The organism is Novosphingobium sp. ERN07 (assembly GCF_012641335.1).
GTDB lineage: Bacteria > Pseudomonadota > Alphaproteobacteria > Sphingomonadales > Sphingomonadaceae > Novosphingobium.
In genome coordinates, this window is sequence record NZ_JABAID010000002.1 from 253787 (window position 1) to 273030 (window position 19244).

The window sequence follows — 19244 nt, forward strand, 5'->3', positions numbered from 1 at the left end:
ATGCAGCAAAGCCTGATTCCCGCGCCGGAACTCGCACTCAACGTGGACTATGATCCCGAAGCCGATGTCGAACGCAAGCTTCGCGCCGTTTCCATCGCCATTGCCGCCTTGCTGGCAATCTTCCTGCTAGCTGGAATACTGGTGCCGATTGGTGGCGCGGTAATCTCTGGCGGGCAAGTTGGCGTGGAATCCCATGTGAAGCGCATCGCCCATCCCAATGGCGGAGTGATTGCAGAAATTCTCGTGCGCAATGGCCAGCACGTGCGCAAGGGGCAGGTGCTGATGCGGTTTGACGACCGTGTGACCGGGGCCGACGCACAGTTTTCCAGCCTTAGCGTCGATCAGATGCTGGCCCAGCGTGCCCGACTTGAGGCGGAGCGTTTGGGCGCATCGAACATCGCGTTTCCTGCTGAACTGCGCCGAGGCGATCCATCTGCGTCCAAAGCGATGGCCGACGAGGAAAAGCTGTTTCGCATCCGCCAGTCTGAACAGGCAGGCCTTACCTCGCAACTCAACGCTCGCATCGCGCAATACAATCAGCAGATCGTGGCGCAGCGTTCGCAGATCCGCAGCCTTGAAAAGCAGTCTGTGCTGATCGAACCGGAGCGCAAGGGCGTGCGGGAACTGTGGGAGCAGGATTTGGTCACGATCAGCCGCCTCAATCAGCTTGAACGCACCGCAGCCGACATCGAAGGCAATATCGGCGCAATGCAGGCCGAAATCGCGCAGGCACAAGCCCGCATTACCGAAGCACGCCAGCAGATAATTCAACTTGGCGAAACGCGCCGCTCCGAAGCGGGAACCCAGCTTGCGCAGTTGAATGCCGTGTTGAACCAGCAGCAGGTTCGCAGCGTTTCGGCAGGCGATGCGCAGGACCGCAGCCTCGTTCGCGCACCCCATGATGGCGTGGTCGATAAGCTGGCGTTCAACACCATCGGCGGCGTCGTCCGCCCCGCCGAAGTAATCATGGAAATCGTGCCCGACAGCGACACCCTGATCATTGAGGCGGCAGTCGCTCCTATCGATATCGACAGAGTTCGCGATGGCCAAACCGCACGCATCCGCTTTACCGCGTTCAGCAACACCGCCACCCCCGAAATTACTGGCAAGGTCGTGTTCGTGGCGGCTGATCGCACCACTGACGCGGAATCAAAGGCAAGCTTCTATCCGGCACGCATCGCGATTTCGGAAACCGAACTCAAACGCTATCCAGAACTGGCACTTAAGCCTGGTATGCCCGCCGAAGTGTTCATCGAGACGGGCAATCGTTCGATGATCTCCTACATCACCAAGCCATTGCGGGACCAGTTCGCACGGGCCTTCCGCGATGATTGATGCGCGATTGCTTAAGGTCGGCTTGGCCGCAGCGCTGTGCGCTGCTTTGCCCGTGCACGCACAGGAAGCCACCGGCACTTCCTCGACGGATCAGGCCACCCAGCCTGTAACCCGGCTGGAACAGGCCTTGGCGCTGGCCTATGATGCCAATCCAAACCTGCTGGCCCAACGTGGCGTTTTGCGATCCACTGATGCGCTCTATCCTGGAGCGAGGTCGGCCTATGGCCCGCAAGTCAGCCTTGAAGGGCGTCACCAGTTTGCGTGGGATCGCACGCAATTGCAAACCGGGAACTATGCCGCAATCGATGGCTTTGCATCTACCGCGGCGCTGATCTTCACGCAGCCTCTATTCAGCTTTGGCCGTCGTTTCGCTTCGGAACAATCGGCGCTGGCGCAGATCGATCTTGGCCGCAACCAGTTGCGCCTGACCGAAGCGCAAACGATGTTCACCGTAATTCGCGATTACGTGTTCCTTGTGCGTGACCGCGCCGTGGCCGATATCAGCGCTGAGAACCTTGATCTGTTGAACCGCCAGCTTTCGGCCAGCGCCGCGCGGTTCAAGGTTCGCGAAGTGACGTCAACCGATCTGCAGCAGGTGGAAACGCGCGTTGCGGTCGGGAGAGCGCAATTGCTCAACGCGCAGGGCAGCGTCGGGGCCAGCCAATCACGCTTTTTGCAAAGCGTTGGCGCGCTGCCCGGCACTCTCGCGCCGCCACCGCCGCTCGACCCCGGAGTGGCGACGCTTGATGAAGCTTATGCCATTGCCGAAGCAGAGAGCGCGCTCATTCAGGCAGCAAGCGCGCGAGAGAGAGTTTCACGCGCCGAACTCGCCGCAGCGCGGGCCGAACAGTATCCCAACGTCACGCTGCAAAGCAGTGGTGCCTATGGCACGGTCACGCCTTATTCGAACAACCGCCGCACCACCGAACTTCGCTCTGCCATCGTGGTCGGTGTCCCCCTGATCGACGGGGGTAGCCGCCGCGCACGGATCGAAGCGGCCGAACAGGCAAACGATGCCGATTGGCGCCTGCTTGATGCAGCGCTGCGCGATACCCGGCAGACCGTTGCCGAAGCGTGGAACACATGGCGCGCGTCCGGGCAATCGGTAGAGCATTTCCGCACCGCCGCGGAAGCCGCACGCAAGGCCTATGACGGCGCGGTCGTTCAGGAAAAGGCTGGCGCACGAACAACGCTCGATGTGCTTGATCTGGCGCGTGATCTGCTCAACGTGCGCACCAGTTATGCCGGGGCGCTGGCGAACGAATATGTCGCGCGGGCGCAGCTTCTGGCGGCGATGGGGCGTCTTGAAGCGCCGCTACTTCTGCCTGATGTGCGCCGATATGATCCTGAGGACAACTTCCGCAACCAGCGCTGGCGCGGTGATGTGCCGCTGATCACCACTATCCTTTCAGGCATTGATTCTGTGCCGGTTCGTGATCTGGAAACCGACCGCACCTATCGCGATGCCGCCGCCAATCTTCGCAGCGGCAGCACCGTGCCTGCCGGTCAGCGCTAGGCCTGCCAAATCAGCGGCAGTCGCGTACAAGCACCGACATTGCCGCCTTTCATGGTCACCGGCTTGTCGGGCGAAAGGCCGAATTCGGGCATCCCCCCCAACCATTCGCGCAGGAACACGATCACCTCCATCCGCGCCAACCCCGCACCGACACAGCGATGCGCGCCGACGCCCATCGTGGTATGGCGGATGGGGGTAAGGCCACGGTCAAAGCGCACGTCTTCGGGCGCATCGAAACTTGCGGGATCGAGATTGTGCAGCACACTAGGCAAGTAAACCAGATCGCCGCTGCGGATCGTCACCCCATCGATCTCCACATCGGCCACCGCATTGCGGCTCACCGCGACGGTGGGATAGCGCCGCATCAGTTCATCCGCCGCATCGGGGATCAGTTCCGGCCGCGCCCGTAGCAATCGCTGGTCTTCTGGATGACGCGCCAGATGGAGCGTAACCATGCCAATCATAGCCGCTACGGTATCAAGCCCGCCGAACAGAAGATTGCGGCACATGCGCTGCGCCTCGTCCACCGTCCATGCCCTGCCCTTAACCGGTTCCGACAGGATGCGGCTGAACAGATCATCCCCCGGCTCGGCCATGCGCTTTTCAATGAACGGCCAGAGGTAGTCATCCGCCGCCTGCCGCAGTTGATCGACTGTCATCGAGCCATCGGGCCGCGTCAGTTGCACGCCCAGCTTGCGCAAGGCGGGGCGGTCCTCAAGTGGCACGTCGATAAGCGACAGGAAGATGTTAAGCGGCAGTATTTCCGCAAAATCGGCCACGAAATCACATGCCCCGCGCGGACGCAGCTCTTCCATCAGTTCCCGCGCAACCGCCGCAACCTTTGGTTCCAGCGCAACGACAAAACGCGAAGCCAAGCCCTTCATGACAGGGTTGCGGAAAGCCTTGTGCTCGGCCCCATCCTGCTGGAGCGGGATAAAGCGCATCACCTCGCCAAGGCCGGGCGTAACGGCAAGGCACTCGCTGGAAAGCCGTTCAGCATCGCCCCACAATTGCCGCACCACATCGCCGCGAGCCGCGATCCAGTGCCCGCCGTTGGCGGTGCTCCAGACCAGTCCCGCCCCACCGGTCAATGTCTTCCAAGCAGCGAAGTAGTCCTGCTCAACACCGGGAGGATTGAAGATGTCAAAATCGACCACACGCGTGGCCGGAACATGTGCCGGAATCATCTGCCTGCTCCCATATCTTTGAACAGCAGGCTAAACACCCAGGATCATGTCGAAACTGGGCATTATGGCAGGAGCAGACTGGAATCCCCGTAACTGTAAAAGCGATAACCCTGCGCAATCGCATGGGAATAGGCTGCCTGCATCCGGTCCAGCCCCATCAGCGCCGAAACCAGCATGAACAGCGTGGATTTGGGCAGGTGGAAGTTGGTCATCAGCCCATCGATAGCCCGGAACGTATATCCCGGCGTGATGAAAATTGCAGTGTCGCCCTCGAACGGGCGGATCACCTTGTCCTCTCCAGTCGCACTTTCCAGCAGCCGCAGCGATGTGGTTCCGACCGCGATCACGCGGTTTCCGGCAGCCCGTGCAGCGTTCAACCGCTCAGCCGTTGCAGCGTCGATGGTGCCCCATTCGGCGTGCATCCTGTGGTCCTGCGTATCCTCAGCCTTGACCGGCAAAAAGGTGCCCGCGCCCACATGCAGCGTCAGCGTTTCCGTGCCGACACCGCGCGCCGCCAGCGCTTCCATCAAGCGCGGGGTAAAATGCAGCGCTGCGGTGGGAGCCGCAACCGCGCCATCCCTTGCCGCAAACATCGTCTGATAGTCTTCGCGATCCTGCGCGTCGGTGGGGCGTTTGCCTGCGATATAGGGTGGCAGCGGCATTTGGCCTGCCCGTTCGAGCAGCACTTCCACCGGCTCGTCTCCGGGAAAGAACAACGTCCAGCTACCATCATCAAGGCGGCTTTCGGCGTGGGCCGCCACGCCATTGGCAAAGCGAATCTCATCGCCTTCGCGCAGGCGTTTGGCGTTGCGCACGAAGGCCTGCCAGCGGCGCAGGTCGATGCGCTTGTGCAGCGTGGCACCAATGCGCGCTTCGCCGCGCTGCCCTTCGAGTTGCGCCGGGATAACCCGTGTGTCGTTGAAGACCAACACATCGCCGGGATTGAGCAACGAGGGCAGGTCCAGCACGCTCAGGTCTTGAAACGGGCCATCCCGCTTCACACCCAGAAGCCGCGCCGAATCGCGCGGCTTTGCTGGGCGAAGGGCAATGTTTTCTGTCGGAAGTTCGAAATCAAAGATATCTACGCGCATGGCCCGCGCCCTATCCGCAAACGCGCGCTTGTGCGACCCCCGTCAGTTCGAGGAGGAGTTGTTCAGCATGTCTGCGGTAAAGGTCTTGGTCTGCTGCGGGGCCTGCACAGCGGGCGCAGGCTTGTTGTCCGACGCGATGGATGCCTGCACGATCTTTGTCGGATTCGCAGGCGGTTCGCCCCTGACGATCGTGTCCACGATGTCCATGCCAGCAATCACGCGACCGAAATTCGTGTATTTGTGATCCAGCGCAAAACGCGGATAGAACACGATGAAGAACTGGCTGTTCGCCGTGTTCGGTTCGTTAGTACGGGCCATCGACACCGTGCCGCGCAAATGCGGGACCGAATTGAACTCCGCAGTCAAATCAGGGAGTTGTGATCCGCCCTGCCCGGTTCCCGTCGGATCACCGGTCTGCGCCATGAAGCCATCGATCACACGGTGGAAAATGATGCCATCGTAGAATCCTTGCCGCACCAGGGTCTTGATCCGCTCGACATGGGCCGGTGCCCATTCCGGCATGAGGCGGATCGCGACACGACCGCCGTTGGAAAGATCAAGGTACAGGATATTCTCACGATCAACGCTTTGATCGGCGTTGACCACATAATTGACCGGCTTGGGCGCAGCTTCGGTTGCCTCAGCCTTCTTGTCCTGCGCCAGAAGCGGGGAAGCCGTCAGGGCAGCGCCGAGCGCGAGTGCGGTGATAAAGCGCGAAACCATGAAAACGTCGAACTCCCGAATGCGTGAAGCGCCGATAGGCTGCTCGCGCTGTCGCTGCAATGAACGATTGCCGTTTGTTTCCGCTGGGGAAATCAATAATCGCCGAGACGGCCCATCTTTTCCACCCGCGCGACAACCTCGTCCCGGACCTTAGGCGTCACGAAATCCGCGATTTCGCCACCGAACAGCGCGATTTCCTTGACCAGTTTCGATGCGATCGGCTGCAAGCTGACATCGGCCATCAGAAACACCGTCTCGATTTCTGCATCGAGCTGCTGGTTCATCCCGGCCATCTGATATTCGTACTCGAAATCCGCAACGGCGCGCAGCCCGCGCACGATCACGCTGGCACCTTGGGCACGAGCGAACTTCATCAGTAGAGCGTTGAAACCAACGACCTCGACATTATCGATACCCTGATCTGCAACTTCGCGCGTGACCATATCCATGCGCTCATCGGTTGAGAACATGGGGTTTTTCGAAGGATTGGTCGTCACCCCGATAATCAGCTTGTCGACCAGCTTGGCCCCACGCCGAATGATATCGAGATGGCCGAGCGTGATCGGATCGAAAGTGCCGGGATAAACGCCGATGCGCTGCGCCATCAGTGATTCCTCTCCACGATGAAGCGCGCCAGTTCGCGCAGCAGATCGGCCTCCGGGCCATAACTGGAAAGATGCTGTATTGCCTGATCTACCAGCAGGCGCGCCTGTTCACGCGCGCGATCCGCCCCGAGCAGAGAGAGAAATGTTTCCTTGCCCTGCGCCTCGTCCTTGCGCAGCGCCTTTCCGGCAGCAGCCTCGTCCCCTTCGGCATCGAGCAGGTCATCGGCAATCTGGAACGCCAGGCCGATATCGCGCGCGTAGCCGCGCAAATGGGTGCGCCCTTCTGGCGGAACCTTGCCGAGAATCGCCCCCATCTCAACCGCAGCAGAAAGCAGTGCTCCGGTCTTCAACTGCTGCAGGCGCGTAACCGTTTGCAGATCAAAGCTGGAACTTTCGGCCACGATATCCATCATCTGGCCACCGCACATGCCGTTCATCCCGCTTGCCGTCGCCAGCGTGCGGATCAGTTCGATACGGGTGAAGGGATCGCCGCTCGTTGCCGGATCGGACAGCACTTCGAAAGCGAAGTCATGCAGTGCATCGCCCGCCAACACGGCAGCGGCATCGTCGAAAGCCAGATGAACCGTAGGCTTGCCGTGGCGCAACGCATCGTTGTCCATGCAAGGCAGATCATCATGGATCAGCGAATAGACGTGGATCGCCTCAATCGCGGTGCCAACCCGAACCGCCGCTTCGCGCGAAACGCCGTGTAGCGCAGCAGAAGCGCAGACCAGCAAGGGCCTGATACGCTTCCCACCGCCAATCGCGGCATAGCGCATCGCCTCTACCAGACGGTCACGCGGATCGCTTGGCACCGGCAGCAGCAGGTCGAAGCTGTTGTCGATATCCTCGGCAATCGCCCTCAGCGCTGGCTTCAACAGTCCGGTTTCAGCCACGATTGTCGCCTCGCTCAACCCTGGTTTTCGTCAAATGGCCGCAAGCCCTGTGGCTTGCCATCGCGGTCCGCCACGATCGCTTCAATCCGGGCCTGTGCTGCATCAAGCCGCGCCTGACAGTGCGCACGCAGGGCATCCCCGCGCGCATACAGGTCGATCGATTCATCCAGCGGAGCATCGCCGCTTTCGAGTCGGCGCACGACGTTTTCGAGTTCCTTCAGCGCTTCTTCGAAACTGAGGCCGGCGATATCAGGTACGGTTCCCATCGGGGCAGCATTGACGAGGCATAAGGGTGCGGTCAAGCTTCGATCCGTGTCCAACGGGGAGAGATGCCGACGATGCAATACCTTATCGCCTATGTCGCTGCCGCGGTGGTGTTCGGTGCGCTCGATGCAGTCTGGCTTGGCTGGGCGGGACCACGACTCTATCGCCCCGCTCTCGGAGACTTGCTTGCCGCGCAGTTCCGTCTTGCGCCAGCGGTCGTTTTTTATGTCCTGTATCTTGCCGGCATGGTCTGGTTCGCCATTCGGCCAGGCCTTGTCCAAGGTGTCGGATCAGCGGCCCTGAACGGCGCGATACTCGGCGCGATGTGCTACATGACTTATGACCTCACGAGTCAGGCCGTGCTGGCACGCTGGCCAGTCCATCTGACGGTGATCGATGTTATCTGGGGCACGTTCGCCACGACCGTTGCCGCAACGGCAGCCACATGGATCGCGCTCAAATTCGCAGGTTAAGACTAGCCTCTTGCGCGCCATATCGCTAAGGCGCGCGCCATGTCCGAGATCACCGCAGATGTCGTCGCCGCCCACGGGCTGTCCGAGGAAGAATACCAGCGTGTCCTGCACGCGCTTGGTCGTGAGCCAAACCTTGTCGAGCTTGGCATCTTCTCGGTCATGTGGTCAGAGCATTGCTCTTACAAATCGAGCCGTATCCACCTGAAGAAGCTGCCCACCTCGGCGCCTTGGGTGATCTGCGGCCCCGGCGAAAACGCGGGCGTTATCGATATCGGTGATGGACAGGCTGCCATCTTCAAGATGGAAAGCCACAACCACCCGTCCTACATCGAACCCTATCAAGGCGCGGCAACCGGTGTTGGCGGCATCCTGCGTGACGTGTTCACGATGGGCGCGCGCCCCGTAGCCAACATGAATGCGCTGCGCTTTGGCCGCCCTGATCACCCCAAGATGAAGCACCTCGTCCAAGGCGTCGTCGCGGGTATCGGCGGTTATGGCAACTGCGTCGGCGTGCCGACCGTTGGTGGTGAAACGAACTTCCACCCCGCTTATGACGGCAACATCCTCGTCAACGCGATGACCGTTGGCGTGGCTGACACGGACAAGATTTTCTATTCTGCCGCCACCGGCCTTGGTAACCCCATCGTCTATGTCGGATCGAAGACCGGCCGCGACGGCATCCACGGCGCAACGATGGCCAGCGCCGATTTCGGTGAGGATTCAGAAGCCAAGCGCCCCACCGTTCAGGTGGGCGATCCCTTTACCGAAAAGCTGCTGATCGAAGCCTGCCTCGAGCTGATGGCGACCGACGCGATTGTGGCGATTCAGGACATGGGCGCGGCGGGCCTTACCTCGTCGTCGGTCGAAATGGCGACCAACGGCAAGGCTGGCATCATTCTCGACATGGACAAGGTTCCGTGCCGTGAAGAGGGCATGACCCCCTATGAAATGATGCTGTCGGAAAGCCAGGAGCGTATGCTCATGGTGCTGAAACCCGGCAAGGAAGCGATGGCCGAGGCGATCTTCCGCAAGTGGGAGTTGGACTTCGCCGTGATCGGTGAAGTGACCGACACCGGCCACATGGTGCTGACCTTCAAGGGCGAAGTGGTGTGCGACATTCCGCTCGGCCCGCTGGCCGAAGACGCACCGCTTTATGATCGCCCCGCCCTGTCGCTGGCTGAATACAAGGCATGGGCCAACGTCGCACCGCTCGGCAATGTCCCGCAAAGCGCAGACCTTGGCGCAGATCTGGTCAAGCTCATCGGCTGCCCTGATCTCGCCAACCGTCGCTGGATTTTCGAACAGTACGATTCGCAGGTTGGCGCCGACACATTGCAAAAGTCTGGCGGAGACGCCGCCGTCGTGCGCATCCACGGCACGCAAAAGGCGCTGGCCATCAGCACCGATTGCACCCCGCGCTATTGCTATGCCGATCCTTACGAGGGCGGCAAGCAGGCCGTCACCGAAACCTTCCGCAACATCTGCGCAGTGGGCGCGCGGCCGCTGGCCATCACCAACTGTCTGAACTTCGCCAACCCGCAGCGGCCTGAAATCATGGCACAGATCGTCGAAGCGCTGAACGGCATGGGCGATGCCTGCCGCGCGCTCGACTATCCCATCGTGTCAGGCAACGTCTCGCTCTACAACGAATCGAAGGCCACTGGCGGCGGTTCGGCCATCCTGCCTACGCCCGCCATCGGCGGCGTCGGCCTGATGCTCGATCACGAAATCATGGCCACCGTCCCGTTCAAGGCTGAAGGCGAAGCGATCTTCGTGATCGGCCACAACAACGGCCATCTTGGCCAGTCGCTCTGGCTGCGCGAAATTCATGGCCGCGAAGATGGCGACGCTCCCAAGGTCGATCTCGCCGCCGAACGCCGCCACGGCGAATTCGTGCGTGACCTGATCGCACAGGGCAAGGTTAGCGCCGTGCACGATGTTTCGGACGGCGGCCTGCTTGTCGCCCTTGCCGAAATGGCGATGGCCAGCGGCATCGGCTGCCAGCTTGAAGAAATTGGCGACCAGTTCACCGCCTTCGGTGAAGATCAGGGCCGCTACATCGTAACCAGCGCGGTTGCCGATACCATTCAGGCGGCAGGCATTCCGATGACCCGCATCGGCACCACCGGCGGCGATGCCGTCTCTGGCCCTGGTTTCTCGGTGCCGGTTGCCACGCTGCGCGAAGCCAACGAAGCCTTCTTCCGCGATTGGATGGAAGCGTGACTCAAGGGTCCATCCGTGTCGGTATCGGCGGATGGACCTACGAACCGTGGCGGGATGGCGAATTCTATCCAAAAGGCCTGCCGCAGAAGCGTGAACTGGAGTACGCTTCTGCCCAACTCACGTGCATCGAAATCAACGCTACGTACTATGGCCGCCAGAAGCCGCAGAGTTTTGCAAATTGGGCAGCCGCAGCACCGGATGGCTTTCGCTTTAGTTTGAAGGCCTCACGCTTCACGACTGTACGCAAGGTCTTGGCGGAAAGCGCGGACTCAATCGCCACTTTCATGAATCAGGGCTTCACCGAACTTGGCGATAAGCTTGGTCCAATTCTTTGGCAATTCCGAGACGGCAAGCGCTTTGATCGAGACGATTTTGCTCGATTCCTTGGTCTGATTCCCGGGTCACAGGCTGGCCTCACGCTGCGCCATGCGCTTGAAGTGCGCGACGAAAGCTTCCGGGACGAAGCCTTTTTCGATCTCTGCCGCGAACGCAACATGGCGGTGGTATTCGCAGACAGTGCCTATTTTCCGGCATTTGAAGAGCAAACGGCTGACTTTACATACGCTCGGTTGCAGCAATCATCCGCAGATTGCCTTACCGGATACGACAACGCCGAAATTGCACACTGGGCCAATCGCGCTCATCAATGGGCAGCTGGCGGTCGTGATGCCTACGTCCTGTTCATATCAGGCGCCAAAGAGCGAAACCCCGCTGCGGCCCAAGCATTGATTGCGGCGGTATGAATTTCAGGCGGCCGCGTTTGCCGCCGCACTATTGCCCAGCAAGTCATAAGGATCGATCCCCATCCCCCGCCAGATCGCGTGGGCTTCGCGATAGCGCTCTGCGGGCGTGACGTTCAGACGCTGGCGTACCTCTTCAATCGGTAGCGGCAGCAGTTCGGTGATCGACTGTTCACACAAACGCGGGCACGCCTTGCCCAGCTTCTGACCTTCGCGCACCGCGCGCAACACCGGTGCGCTGCGCCGCGTCTGCTTGTTGATGTTCAGCCCGGCCATATATCCGATGAACAGATGCGCTGGCGATGGTTGCTGGCTGTAGGTGAAGGCCAGCACGCAAGCCTCGCCCAACGCATCGCGGCCATAACCGGTCAGTACGTGCAACATGTCATGCACATCACGCATCCGGTTAAGATACCACAGGAACTGGTCGTCAAAACGCTCGCGCTTGCTGGCAAAGCGTTCGAACTCGTCAACCAGCCCTTGCGCCGTCAGCCCTTCGCCCTCCATGAAATCGCAATAGGCATGGGCCAGCGATCCCTTCGGTGTCTGGCGCAGCATGGCGTGATCATCGAGAATGGCCGGAAGATAAGGCTCGCGCGCCCGCAACGCCTGTCCGCGCTCGCTCAGCAGAAACGCTTCGGCCCGCCCGCGCAGATTGCGCCACGGCAGAGCTTCGAAGATGTAGAAAACCTCTTCGGTGTTTTCCTTGTCTTTCAGCAGGTTCTGGAAATGGTGCCACGCTTTGAGCGGCTGCATCCGCATTTCAGGGCGGCGCTCGTCATAGATCGGCAGGTCGGCACTCAACGCGCCCGTCATAGCGTTCACGATGATTCTCCCACATTTCTCAATCGTCGCCATATTAACAATACTGTAAATAGATCGTCAATCGCTCATACGACAATCCCGCTTGCTCATGCGTCAGTCACGATGCACCCTGTCGTACAGGGACGGGGAGAAACTATGCCACGCACATGGCCAACCGCGTTTGCAACAATTGCAGCGCTTACGATATTCGCCGCAGGCTTGTTCAGCGGCGGCAACACGTTGGAAGGCTGGAGCCTCGCCGCACGCTGGACTGCACGCGCTGGTTTTCCCATTTTCCTCGCGACCTACCTCGCCTCTTCGCTGGTAAGGTTGGCCCCTGCGCCGTGGAGCCGCGCCCTCATGCGTGACCGGCGCTGGTGGGGCCTTGGCTTTGCCGCAAGCCACACAGTGCATTTCGTGGCACTTGTCGTCGCCACCAACCTCAACCCCGAACCGCGTACCATCGCATCGCTGGTTCCCGGCGGTATCGCTTATGCCTTCATTGCGCTGATGGCGCTAACCTCCAGCAAAGCCGCCATGCGCGCGCTGGGGCAGAACTGGAAGCGTCTGCACAGCACCGGCATCCACGTGATCTGGCTGATCTACACGCTCGCCTATGCAAAGCGGATTCCCGCGCCCGAAACTCGCGCTATCGGCATCGTCATGACGGCGCTGGCCATAACTGCACTCATACTCAGGCTGGCAGCGCGGCAAAAACGCGCAGCCCCCGCCTTCGCCTGACTCAGTCGGCCAGCACCCATTCCGAACGCGGCACGCCCAGCAACGAAAGGATCGCGGTCAGATCGCCCCGGTCGATCCAGCCATCAGCCGCGGCGCGCGCTTTGGGCTTGGCGCGATAGGCAAGGCCGTAGCTGGCCACTTCAATCATCGGAATGTCGTTCGCGCCATCACCGGTCGCAAGGCTAAACACTTCACCACCCAAACGTTCCGTCTCTTCGAGCAGAACCTTCTTCTTGACCGAACTGTCCACGATTCCGCCGACCAAACCTCCGGTCAGCACGCCATCGTGCAGCCCAAGGCGATTGCCTACCACCCGATCAAAACCCAACAATTCCGCCACCGGATCGGCAAAGGAATGGAAACCACCCGTGACCAGCACGGTATGGCACCCGCGCGCCTTCAGCGTCGAAACCAGTGTGCGTGCGCCCGGCACGGGGCGAATGCGTTCATCAAGACACTGCGTGATTGCGCTTTCGGGCAAATCCTTGAGCAAGCCCACTCGTTCGCGCAACGCCGATTCAAAATCGAGTTCACCCTGCATCGCGCGTTCGGTGATCGCCGCAATACGGTCTTTCAGGCCTGCGAAATCGGCCAGTTCGTCGATGCATTCCTGCCCGATCATCGTCGAATCCATATCCGACACGAACAGGTTCGGCACTTCGATAGCGCCTTCGCTGAGCAGCACGTCGCTGTCGGGGAAACATTGGTCGAGGATTTCGCGGATACCTGCAGGATTGCCTTCGACCACTTCGAGTTCCAGCACGTCCTCACAGGATTCGAGCATCCCTGCCCCCGCCACTTCCCAGTCGCGCGCTTCGATCATCTCCATCGCGAGCGAGAGATTGTCACCAAGCGTCTCCGGGTCTGCTATCAGGCGCGCGATGATCAACGAAGAATCCTTCCAGAGCGAGAACGTGAACGGTGCAGCTTCAAAGCCGCGCGTCGCGCTCATCGCAGGGCCGACCGCCAGCGGCAAGAGCGATCTGGCGGTAAAAATCGCCTTGCGCACGATGGCACGGGGGCGCGAGGCCGTGGTGATCAACGCCGACAGCGCGCAAGTCTACGCCGATCTTGCCATGCTGAGCGCAAGACCATCGCCTGATGAGATGCAGGGCGTGCCACATGTGCTGTTCGGCGCATGGGATGGCGCGCAGCCCTGCTCCGCTGCCGATTGGGCCAGAGCCGCCCGGCAGGAAATCGCCACCGCCCATGCCCGCGATGCCCTGCCGATCCTTGTTGGCGGCACCGGCCTTTATATACGCACCTTGCTAAATGGCATTGCCCCGGTGCCCGAAATCGACGCCAACGTGCGTGAAGCCGTGCGCGCCCTGCCCGTTGCCGAAGCTTATGCTGCGCTTCAGGCCGAAGATCCTGACCGCGCTGCACGCCTCGCCCCTGCTGATGTTCAACGCATAACCCGCGCGCTTGAAGTGGTGCGATCCACCGGCCTCCCACTGGCGCACTGGCAGCAACAGCTAAGCGGCGGCATTGGCGATGCCATTGATCTTGCACCGATCATTCTCCTGCCTGAACGACAGTGGCTCTATCGCCGCTGCGATCTGCGCTTTGACCTGATGTGGCAGAATGGCGCGCTGGCCGAGGTCGAAGCTCTTCTGGCGCGGAACCTGCCCGATTCGGCCCCGGTGATGCGTGCCATCGGCGTGCCGGAGATTGCGGCCTTCCTGCGCGGCGATATCGCCGCGCAAGCAGCCATCGCCGCCGGGCAGCAAGCCACACGCAACTATGCCAAGCGGCAATACACCTGGCTCAGACACCAGAATCCGGTAGATTGGCCACGGGTTGAGTACGAAAATTCCATTGACATCGAATATGTAGCAAGTTTATTGCGCACATAGCCGCTTGACACCTCATTTTATGTCAAGTAGCAGGCCGTCAATTGCCTGATCCATCTTGCATGTCGATCAAGCACCCGAAAGGGAGAGACGGCCCGGCGCGGTTAACACCGCAGCCGGGCCGAAATTTTTGTTTTTCCGGCGTGGTATCGGGGCTATCGGCCCCTCACGCGAAGAAGGATGAAGTAACGTGACAACCGAGCGCAGCGGCGCGGAGATTTTGGTCGAAAGCCTTGTCGCCAAGGGCGTCGAATTCGTGTTCGGCTATCCCGGCGGCGCGGTATTGCCGATCTACGATGCGCTGTTTGGCGATGAACGCATCCGCCACATCCTGGTCCGGCACGAAGCAGGCGCGGCCCATGCGGCCGAAGGCTATGCCCGCGCCACTGGCAAGCCGGGCGTTGTCCTTGTCACCTCTGGCCCCGGTGCAACCAATGCCGTTACCGGCATTGCCGATGCCTTCATGGATTCGATTCCGATGGTCGTCATCACCGGGCAGGTTCCCACTGGCCTGATCGGATCGGATGCGTTTCAGGAAGCCGATACCGTCGGCATCACGCGCCACTGCACCAAGCACAACTATCTGGTCAAAGACCCAGCGCAGCTTGCCGCGACGATTGACGAAGCCTTCCGCATCGCCACCGAAGGTCGCCCCGGCCCGGTCGTGATCGACATTCCCAAGGACGTGCAGATCGCAACCGCCGCTTGGAACAGCGCGGCCCCGCAGCAGCGCAATCGCTATTCCCCGCAGACCGAAGGCGGCGCGGACGAAATTGCCGAAGCCATCGAAATGATCGCCAAGGCCAAGGCCCCGGTGTTCTATACCGGCGGCGGCGTGATCAATTCCGGCCCTGAAGCCACGCGCCTGCTGCGCGAACTTCAGGCGCTCACCGGCGCACCCGTCACTTCCACGCTGATGGGCCTTGGCGCGTTTCCTGCGGATCATCCGGCATGGCTGGGGATGCTGGGGATGCACGGCACCTATGAAGCCAACCTGACGATGAACCAGGCCGACCTGATCGTCTGTGTCGGCGCCCGCTTTGATGATCGCGTGACCGGCCGTCTCGATGCCTTCGCGCCCAACAGCAAGAAGATTCACATTGATATCGATCGCGCTTCGATCAACAAGACGGTTGCGGTTGATCTGCCTGTCATCGGTGATTGCGGCAAGGTTCTGGCGCAGTTGATCGATGCCTGGAACCAGCGCGGATTCAAGGCTCAGGATCTTACCGATTGGCACGCCCGCATCGATGGCTGGCGCACGCGCAAGAGCCTCGCCTATCCGCGCAAGTCCAGCGCAATCATGCCGCAATATGCCATCGAACGCCTCTATGAACTGACGAAGGCACACGATCCGATCATCTCGACAGAGGTCGGCCAGCATCAGATGTGGGCGGCACAGTATTTCCACTTCATGAAGCCGAACAAGTGGCTCACGTCAGGTGGCCTCGGTACGATGGGCTATGGCCTTCCCGCTGCCATCGGCGCACAGGCCGGTTTCCCGGAAACGCTGGTGATCGACATTGCGGGCGATGCCTCGATCCAGATGAACATTCAGGAATTGGGCACCGCCACGCAGTATCGCCTGCCGGTGAAGGTATTCGTCCTGAACAACGAATGGATGGGCATGGTCCGCCAGTGGCAGGAACTGACCTACGAAAGCCGCTATTCGAACTCCTATTCGGACAGCCTGCCCGATTTTGTCGCGCTGGCCGAAGCCTATGGCTGGAAGGGCATCCGCATCACGGATGAGAGCGAACTGGACGCCGGAATTCAGGCCATGATCGATCACGATGGCCCGGTCTTCGTCGATTGCCTCGTCGCCAAGGAAGCGAACTGCTTCCCGATGATTCCATCGGGCGCCGCGCATACCGACATGATCCTCTACGGCGATGAAGTGGCCGGCACGATGGACGATGAAGCCAAAGCGCTGGTCTGAGGAACCTTTGACATGATCCATATCCCGCAGGAGGCGCAAGAGCGCCACGTCCTCACCATCACGGTCGACAACGAAGCCGGCATCCTTGCCAAGATCGCCGGCCTGTTCACCGCGCGCGGCTACAACATCGACAGCTTGACCGTGGCCGACATCACCGATGGCCACGATGTCAGCCGGATCACCATCGTCACGCACGGTCCGCCGCCGATCATCGACCAGATCCGCGCGCAGCTTGAACGCCTCGTGCCGGTGCACAAGGTCACCGATCTCACCGAAGTCGGCCCATTCGTTGAACGCGAACTGGCGCTGATCAAGGTTTCGGGCAAAGGTGAAAACCGCGTCGAAGCGCTGCGTCTGGCCGATGTGTTCCGCGCCAAGGTGGTCGATACCACCACGTCCAGCTTCATCTTCGAACTGACGGGCGCGCCCGACAAGATCAACAGCTTCGTCGCATTGATGAAGGAACTCGGCCTTGTCGAAGTGGGCCGCACCGGCATCGTCGGCATGATCCGCGGCGCCACCGCCGCCTGAACAATTCACCCGCCATTTCAACGATTCAACACAGATTGGGAATGACATGAAGGTCTATTACGACGCAGACTGCGATCTGAACCTCATCACCGACAAGAAGATCGCCATCCTCGGCTACGGTTCGCAAGGCCACGCCCACGCACAGAACCTGCGCGATTCGGGCGTGAAGGAAGTGGCCATCGCGCTGCGTCCGGGTTCGGCTAGCGCCAAGAAGGCCGAAGCTGCCGGCTTCAAGGTTCTTGCCAACGCCGATGCCGCCGCATGGGCCGACGTGCTGATGATCCTCGCACCCGACGAACATCAGGCCGCGATCTATGCCGATGATCTGCACGCCAACATGAAGCCCGGCGCGGCGCTAGCCTTCGCGCACGGCCTTAACATCCATTTCGGCCTGATCGAAGCGCGCGCCGACATCGACGTGATCATGATCGCACCCAAGGGCCCCGGCCACACCGTGCGCAGCGAATATCAGCGCGGCGGCGGGGTGCCCTGCCTCGTTGCCATCCACCAGAACGTGACCGGCAATGCCCATGACGTCGCGCTCGCCTATGCTTCGGGCGTTGGCGGTGGCCGTTCGGGCATCATCGAAACAAACTTCCGCGAAGAATGCGAAACCGATCTCTTCGGTGAACAGGCTGTGCTGTGCGGCGGCGCAACGGCGCTGGTGCAGGCCGGTTTCGAAACCCTGGTCGAAGCCGGTTACGCGCCGGAAATGGCCTATTTCGAATGCCTTCACGAACTGAAGCTGATCGTCGACCTGATGTATGAAGGCGGCATTGCCAACATGCGCTACTCGATTTCGAACACCGCCGAATACGGTGACATCACCATCGGGCCGCGCATCATCACCGAAGAAACCAAGAAGGAAATGAAGCGCGTTCTGGCTGATATTCAGTCGGGCCGTTTCGTGAAGGCCTTCGTGCTTGATAACCGCGCTGGTCAGCCGGAACTCAAGGCTGCGCGCGGCCTCGCCAAGCGTCACCAGATCGAAGAAACCGGTGCAAAGCTGCGCGCGATGATGCCGTGGATCGGTGCGAACAAGCTGGTCGACCAGAGCAAGAACTGATCTTCGGTCCAACTCGGACAGAAAATCCCGAAAGGGGCGGCCCCGCGCCGCCCCTTTTTTTGCCGCAATCACAACCTCTTCCACGAAAGCCCCAGACCGCTCGACGAATGGAGTGGACGGGACCACCGCAATCGGTATCAATCCAATTTGGTGTGACCTAGATCACAGGGTTGAGAGATGCGAAAAAGGGTTGCCATAGCCGCGGGTGCGGCACTCAGCCTTTTGGGCAGCCCGCTTCTTGCTGGGGCCGCCGCAGATCTTGCGCGCCCGCCGGTTGAACCATCCAGCCCCAAGCCAATGGCGGAACACGACACCTGCAACCAGCGTCAGGCCCGCCGCTTCATCGGGATGAAGATCACGGGGAAAGTGCAGGATGAAATCGCGCAGGCAATCCGCCATTACCGCATCCGCCTGATCCGCCCCGGTGCGGTCATCACGCAAGAGAGGCGCGCGGACCGCATCAACCTGATTCTCGATGATCAGGGAAAACTCACCACCATGCGCTGCGGCTAGGCTGGCTTTCCAGACTGTTATCAAATCCAGCTTGTGCGCTCTGCCCGGCTTTGGCATCCACCGGTCTCCTTCCTCGCTGGAGATCCCTCCCCATAATCAAGCTTTCCCGCGCACTCCGTCTTGCCCTTCCGCTGGCACTCGTCGCTGCCGCTGCACCGATGGTCGCGCAGATGCCCGAAGTTCCGGGCAAGGCCGACAAGGCGCGCGTAACCGCAGGCACTTACACCGCCGACGCCGGTCACTCGCTCGTCGCGTGGAAGGTCAACCACTTCGGCTTCAATGACTATTTCGGCCTGTTCGGTGATGTCAGCGGTTCGCTGACGATTGACCTGGCCAACCCTGCCTCATCCAAGGTTTCGGTCAAAATACCCGTCTCGAAAGTCGTTACAGCGAACGCTGGCCTCACCGCTCACCTGCTCAAGCCCGGTGCCGAGGGCAAAAGCGCCGACTTCTTCGGTGCGGCCCCTGCGGATGCCACCTTCGTCTCCACAAGCGTCACCCCCGGTGCCGATGGCATGAGCGCAAAGGTCACCGGCGACCTCACGCTCAATGGCGTGACCAAGCCCGTAACCGTCGACGCTACCTTCGCAGGCGCGGGCACCAATCCGTTCAGTAAGGCCGCAACGCTTGGCTTCCACGGCAAAGCCACGATCAAGCGCTCGGACTTCAACATCAAATACGGCCTGCCCTTCGTTTCCGACGACGTGACGCTCGACATCACTGCCGCCTTCGAAAAGAAGTAAG

At 60.8% G+C, this 19244-nt stretch carries 20 protein-coding genes; 12 read left to right on the plus strand and 8 right to left on the minus strand.

The window, feature by feature from the left end; translation table 11 throughout:
- Nucleotides 1-1335: an HlyD family type I secretion periplasmic adaptor subunit gene (locus tag HGI47_RS04305; RefSeq protein ID WP_168851560.1), complete on the plus strand. Its 1335-nt coding sequence runs from the start codon at nt 1-3 to the stop codon at nt 1333-1335.
- Nucleotides 1328-2851: a TolC family protein gene (locus HGI47_RS04310; RefSeq protein WP_206065989.1), complete on the plus strand. Its 1524-nt coding sequence runs from the start codon at nt 1328-1330 to the stop codon at nt 2849-2851. The genes HGI47_RS04305 and HGI47_RS04310 overlap by 8 nt, the downstream gene beginning before the upstream one ends.
- Here the strand turns inward: HGI47_RS04310 and HGI47_RS04315 are convergent.
- The 6 genes from HGI47_RS04315 to HGI47_RS04340 all read right to left on the minus strand — a co-directional run bounded on the left by HGI47_RS04315 (nt 2848) and on the right by HGI47_RS04340 (nt 7619).
- On the minus strand, nt 2848-4038 hold the full coding sequence (locus HGI47_RS04315; RefSeq protein ID WP_168851562.1) for a cytochrome P450: 1191 nt from the start codon (nt 4036-4038) through the stop codon (nt 2848-2850). The genes HGI47_RS04310 and HGI47_RS04315 overlap by 4 nt on opposite strands.
- A gap of 62 nt (nt 4039-4100) precedes the next feature.
- The gene (gene queA / locus HGI47_RS04320; RefSeq protein WP_168851563.1) at nt 4101-5129 is read right to left on the minus strand and encodes a tRNA preQ1(34) S-adenosylmethionine ribosyltransferase-isomerase QueA; all 1029 of its coding nucleotides are present in this window, start codon (nt 5127-5129) and stop codon (nt 4101-4103) included.
- A 42-nt stretch (nt 5130-5171) separates the two neighbouring features.
- Nucleotides 5172-5852: a peptidylprolyl isomerase gene (locus HGI47_RS04325; RefSeq protein ID WP_168851805.1), complete on the minus strand. Its 681-nt coding sequence runs from the start codon at nt 5850-5852 to the stop codon at nt 5172-5174.
- Between the two features lie 92 nt (nt 5853-5944).
- Nucleotides 5945-6457 (minus strand): pantetheine-phosphate adenylyltransferase, encoded by a 513-nt coding sequence (gene coaD / locus HGI47_RS04330; RefSeq protein ID WP_168851564.1) that lies wholly within the window; start codon nt 6455-6457, stop codon nt 5945-5947.
- On the minus strand, nt 6457-7371 hold the full coding sequence (locus tag HGI47_RS04335; RefSeq protein ID WP_240949975.1) for a polyprenyl synthetase family protein: 915 nt from the start codon (nt 7369-7371) through the stop codon (nt 6457-6459). The genes coaD and HGI47_RS04335 overlap by 1 nt, the downstream gene beginning before the upstream one ends.
- Nucleotides 7368-7619 (minus strand): exodeoxyribonuclease VII small subunit, encoded by a 252-nt coding sequence (locus HGI47_RS04340; protein WP_168851565.1) that lies wholly within the window; start codon nt 7617-7619, stop codon nt 7368-7370. Before HGI47_RS04340 ends, HGI47_RS04335 begins: the two co-directional genes overlap by 4 nt.
- A 72-nt stretch (nt 7620-7691) precedes the next feature.
- On the opposite strand from HGI47_RS04340, the gene HGI47_RS04345 reads away from it, so the two are divergent.
- From HGI47_RS04345 to HGI47_RS04355, 3 genes are read left to right on the plus strand one after another with little or no spacing between them, the layout of a single operon-like run.
- Nucleotides 7692-8090 carry a DUF2177 family protein gene (locus HGI47_RS04345; RefSeq protein ID WP_168851566.1) on the plus strand — a complete coding sequence of 133 codons (399 nt, stop codon included), beginning with the start codon at nt 7692-7694 and terminating at the stop codon, nt 8088-8090.
- Nucleotides 8091-8129: 39 nt separating this feature from the next.
- Nucleotides 8130-10313 carry a phosphoribosylformylglycinamidine synthase subunit PurL gene (gene purL / locus HGI47_RS04350; protein ID WP_168851567.1) on the plus strand — a complete coding sequence of 728 codons (2184 nt, stop codon included), beginning with the start codon at nt 8130-8132 and terminating at the stop codon, nt 10311-10313.
- Nucleotides 10298-11056, plus strand: coding sequence for a DUF72 domain-containing protein (locus HGI47_RS04355; RefSeq protein ID WP_206065990.1), 759 nt, complete (start codon nt 10298-10300; stop codon nt 11054-11056). Before purL ends, HGI47_RS04355 begins: the two co-directional genes overlap by 16 nt.
- A gap of 3 nt (nt 11057-11059) precedes the next feature.
- Here the strand turns inward: HGI47_RS04355 and HGI47_RS04360 are convergent, their stop codons facing one another.
- Nucleotides 11060-11869: a Coq4 family protein gene (locus HGI47_RS04360; protein ID WP_168851808.1), complete on the minus strand. Its 810-nt coding sequence runs from the start codon at nt 11867-11869 to the stop codon at nt 11060-11062.
- A gap of 144 nt (nt 11870-12013) precedes the next feature.
- Here HGI47_RS04360 and HGI47_RS04365 point away from each other — a divergent pair, with 144 nt between their 5' ends.
- Entirely contained in the window at nt 12014-12598 is a 585-nt protein-coding gene (locus HGI47_RS04365; protein WP_168851568.1) for a hypothetical protein, read from the plus strand.
- A 1-nt stretch (nt 12599) separates the two neighbouring features.
- Here the strand turns inward: HGI47_RS04365 and serB are convergent, their stop codons facing one another.
- Complete coding sequence (gene serB / locus HGI47_RS04370) at nt 12600-13487, minus strand: phosphoserine phosphatase SerB (protein WP_168851569.1); 888 nt, start codon at nt 13485-13487, stop codon at nt 12600-12602.
- Here serB and miaA point away from each other — a divergent pair.
- The 6 genes from miaA (at nt 13480) to HGI47_RS04400 (ending at nt 19243) form a co-directional block, all read left to right on the plus strand.
- Nucleotides 13480-14454: a tRNA (adenosine(37)-N6)-dimethylallyltransferase MiaA gene (gene miaA / locus HGI47_RS04375; protein ID WP_168851570.1), complete on the plus strand. Its 975-nt coding sequence runs from the start codon at nt 13480-13482 to the stop codon at nt 14452-14454. The two genes, serB and miaA, sit on opposite strands and share 8 nt — an antisense overlap.
- 187 nt (nt 14455-14641) lie before the next feature.
- A complete protein-coding gene (gene ilvB, locus HGI47_RS04380) occupies nt 14642-16390 on the plus strand; it encodes a biosynthetic-type acetolactate synthase large subunit (RefSeq protein ID WP_168851571.1) in 1749 nt (582 codons plus the stop codon).
- 12 nt (nt 16391-16402) lie between these two features.
- On the plus strand, nt 16403-16921 hold the full coding sequence (gene ilvN, locus HGI47_RS04385) for an acetolactate synthase small subunit (RefSeq protein WP_168851572.1): 519 nt from the start codon (nt 16403-16405) through the stop codon (nt 16919-16921).
- A 46-nt stretch (nt 16922-16967) separates the two neighbouring features.
- On the plus strand, nt 16968-17987 hold the full coding sequence (gene ilvC, locus HGI47_RS04390; protein WP_168851573.1) for a ketol-acid reductoisomerase: 1020 nt from the start codon (nt 16968-16970) through the stop codon (nt 17985-17987).
- A gap of 297 nt (nt 17988-18284) precedes the next feature.
- Entirely contained in the window at nt 18285-18500 is a 216-nt protein-coding gene (locus HGI47_RS04395) for an I78 family peptidase inhibitor (protein WP_168851574.1), read from the plus strand.
- Nucleotides 18501-18658: 158 nt separating this feature from the next.
- The gene (locus HGI47_RS04400) at nt 18659-19243 is read left to right on the plus strand and encodes a YceI family protein (protein WP_206065991.1); all 585 of its coding nucleotides are present in this window, start codon (nt 18659-18661) and stop codon (nt 19241-19243) included.
- Nucleotide 19244: the final 1 nt, after the last annotated feature.

What these genes read in the sequence shown, in the direction of transcription:
- HGI47_RS04305 (WP_168851560.1), top strand. Translation starts at nt 1, where the DNA reads ATGCAGCAAAGCCTGATTCCCGCGCCGGAACTCGCACTCAACGTGGAC.
- HGI47_RS04310 (WP_206065989.1), top strand. Translation starts at nt 1,328, where the DNA reads ATGATTGATGCGCGATTGCTTAAGGTCGGCTTGGCCGCAGCGCTGTGC.
- HGI47_RS04315 (WP_168851562.1), bottom strand. Translation starts at nt 4,038, where the DNA reads ATGATTCCGGCACATGTTCCGGCCACGCGTGTGGTCGATTTTGACATC.
- queA (WP_168851563.1), bottom strand. Translation starts at nt 5,129, where the DNA reads ATGCGCGTAGATATCTTTGATTTCGAACTTCCGACAGAAAACATTGCC.
- HGI47_RS04325 (WP_168851805.1), bottom strand. Translation starts at nt 5,852, where the DNA reads ATGGTTTCGCGCTTTATCACCGCACTCGCGCTCGGCGCTGCCCTGACG.
- coaD (WP_168851564.1), bottom strand. Translation starts at nt 6,457, where the DNA reads ATGGCGCAGCGCATCGGCGTTTATCCCGGCACTTTCGATCCGATCACG.
- HGI47_RS04340 (WP_168851565.1), bottom strand. Translation starts at nt 7,619, where the DNA reads ATGGGAACCGTACCTGATATCGCCGGCCTCAGTTTCGAAGAAGCGCTG.
- HGI47_RS04345 (WP_168851566.1), top strand. Translation starts at nt 7,692, where the DNA reads ATGCAATACCTTATCGCCTATGTCGCTGCCGCGGTGGTGTTCGGTGCG.
- purL (WP_168851567.1), top strand. Translation starts at nt 8,130, where the DNA reads ATGTCCGAGATCACCGCAGATGTCGTCGCCGCCCACGGGCTGTCCGAG.
- HGI47_RS04360 (WP_168851808.1), bottom strand. Translation starts at nt 11,869, where the DNA reads ATGACGGGCGCGTTGAGTGCCGACCTGCCGATCTATGACGAGCGCCGC.
- HGI47_RS04365 (WP_168851568.1), top strand. Translation starts at nt 12,014, where the DNA reads ATGCCACGCACATGGCCAACCGCGTTTGCAACAATTGCAGCGCTTACG.
- miaA (WP_168851570.1), top strand. Translation starts at nt 13,480, where the DNA reads ATGATCAACGAAGAATCCTTCCAGAGCGAGAACGTGAACGGTGCAGCT.
- ilvN (WP_168851572.1), top strand. Translation starts at nt 16,403, where the DNA reads ATGATCCATATCCCGCAGGAGGCGCAAGAGCGCCACGTCCTCACCATC.
- ilvC (WP_168851573.1), top strand. Translation starts at nt 16,968, where the DNA reads ATGAAGGTCTATTACGACGCAGACTGCGATCTGAACCTCATCACCGAC.
- HGI47_RS04395 (WP_168851574.1), top strand. Translation starts at nt 18,285, where the DNA reads ATGGCGGAACACGACACCTGCAACCAGCGTCAGGCCCGCCGCTTCATC.
- HGI47_RS04400 (WP_206065991.1), top strand. Translation starts at nt 18,659, where the DNA reads ATGGTCGCGCAGATGCCCGAAGTTCCGGGCAAGGCCGACAAGGCGCGC.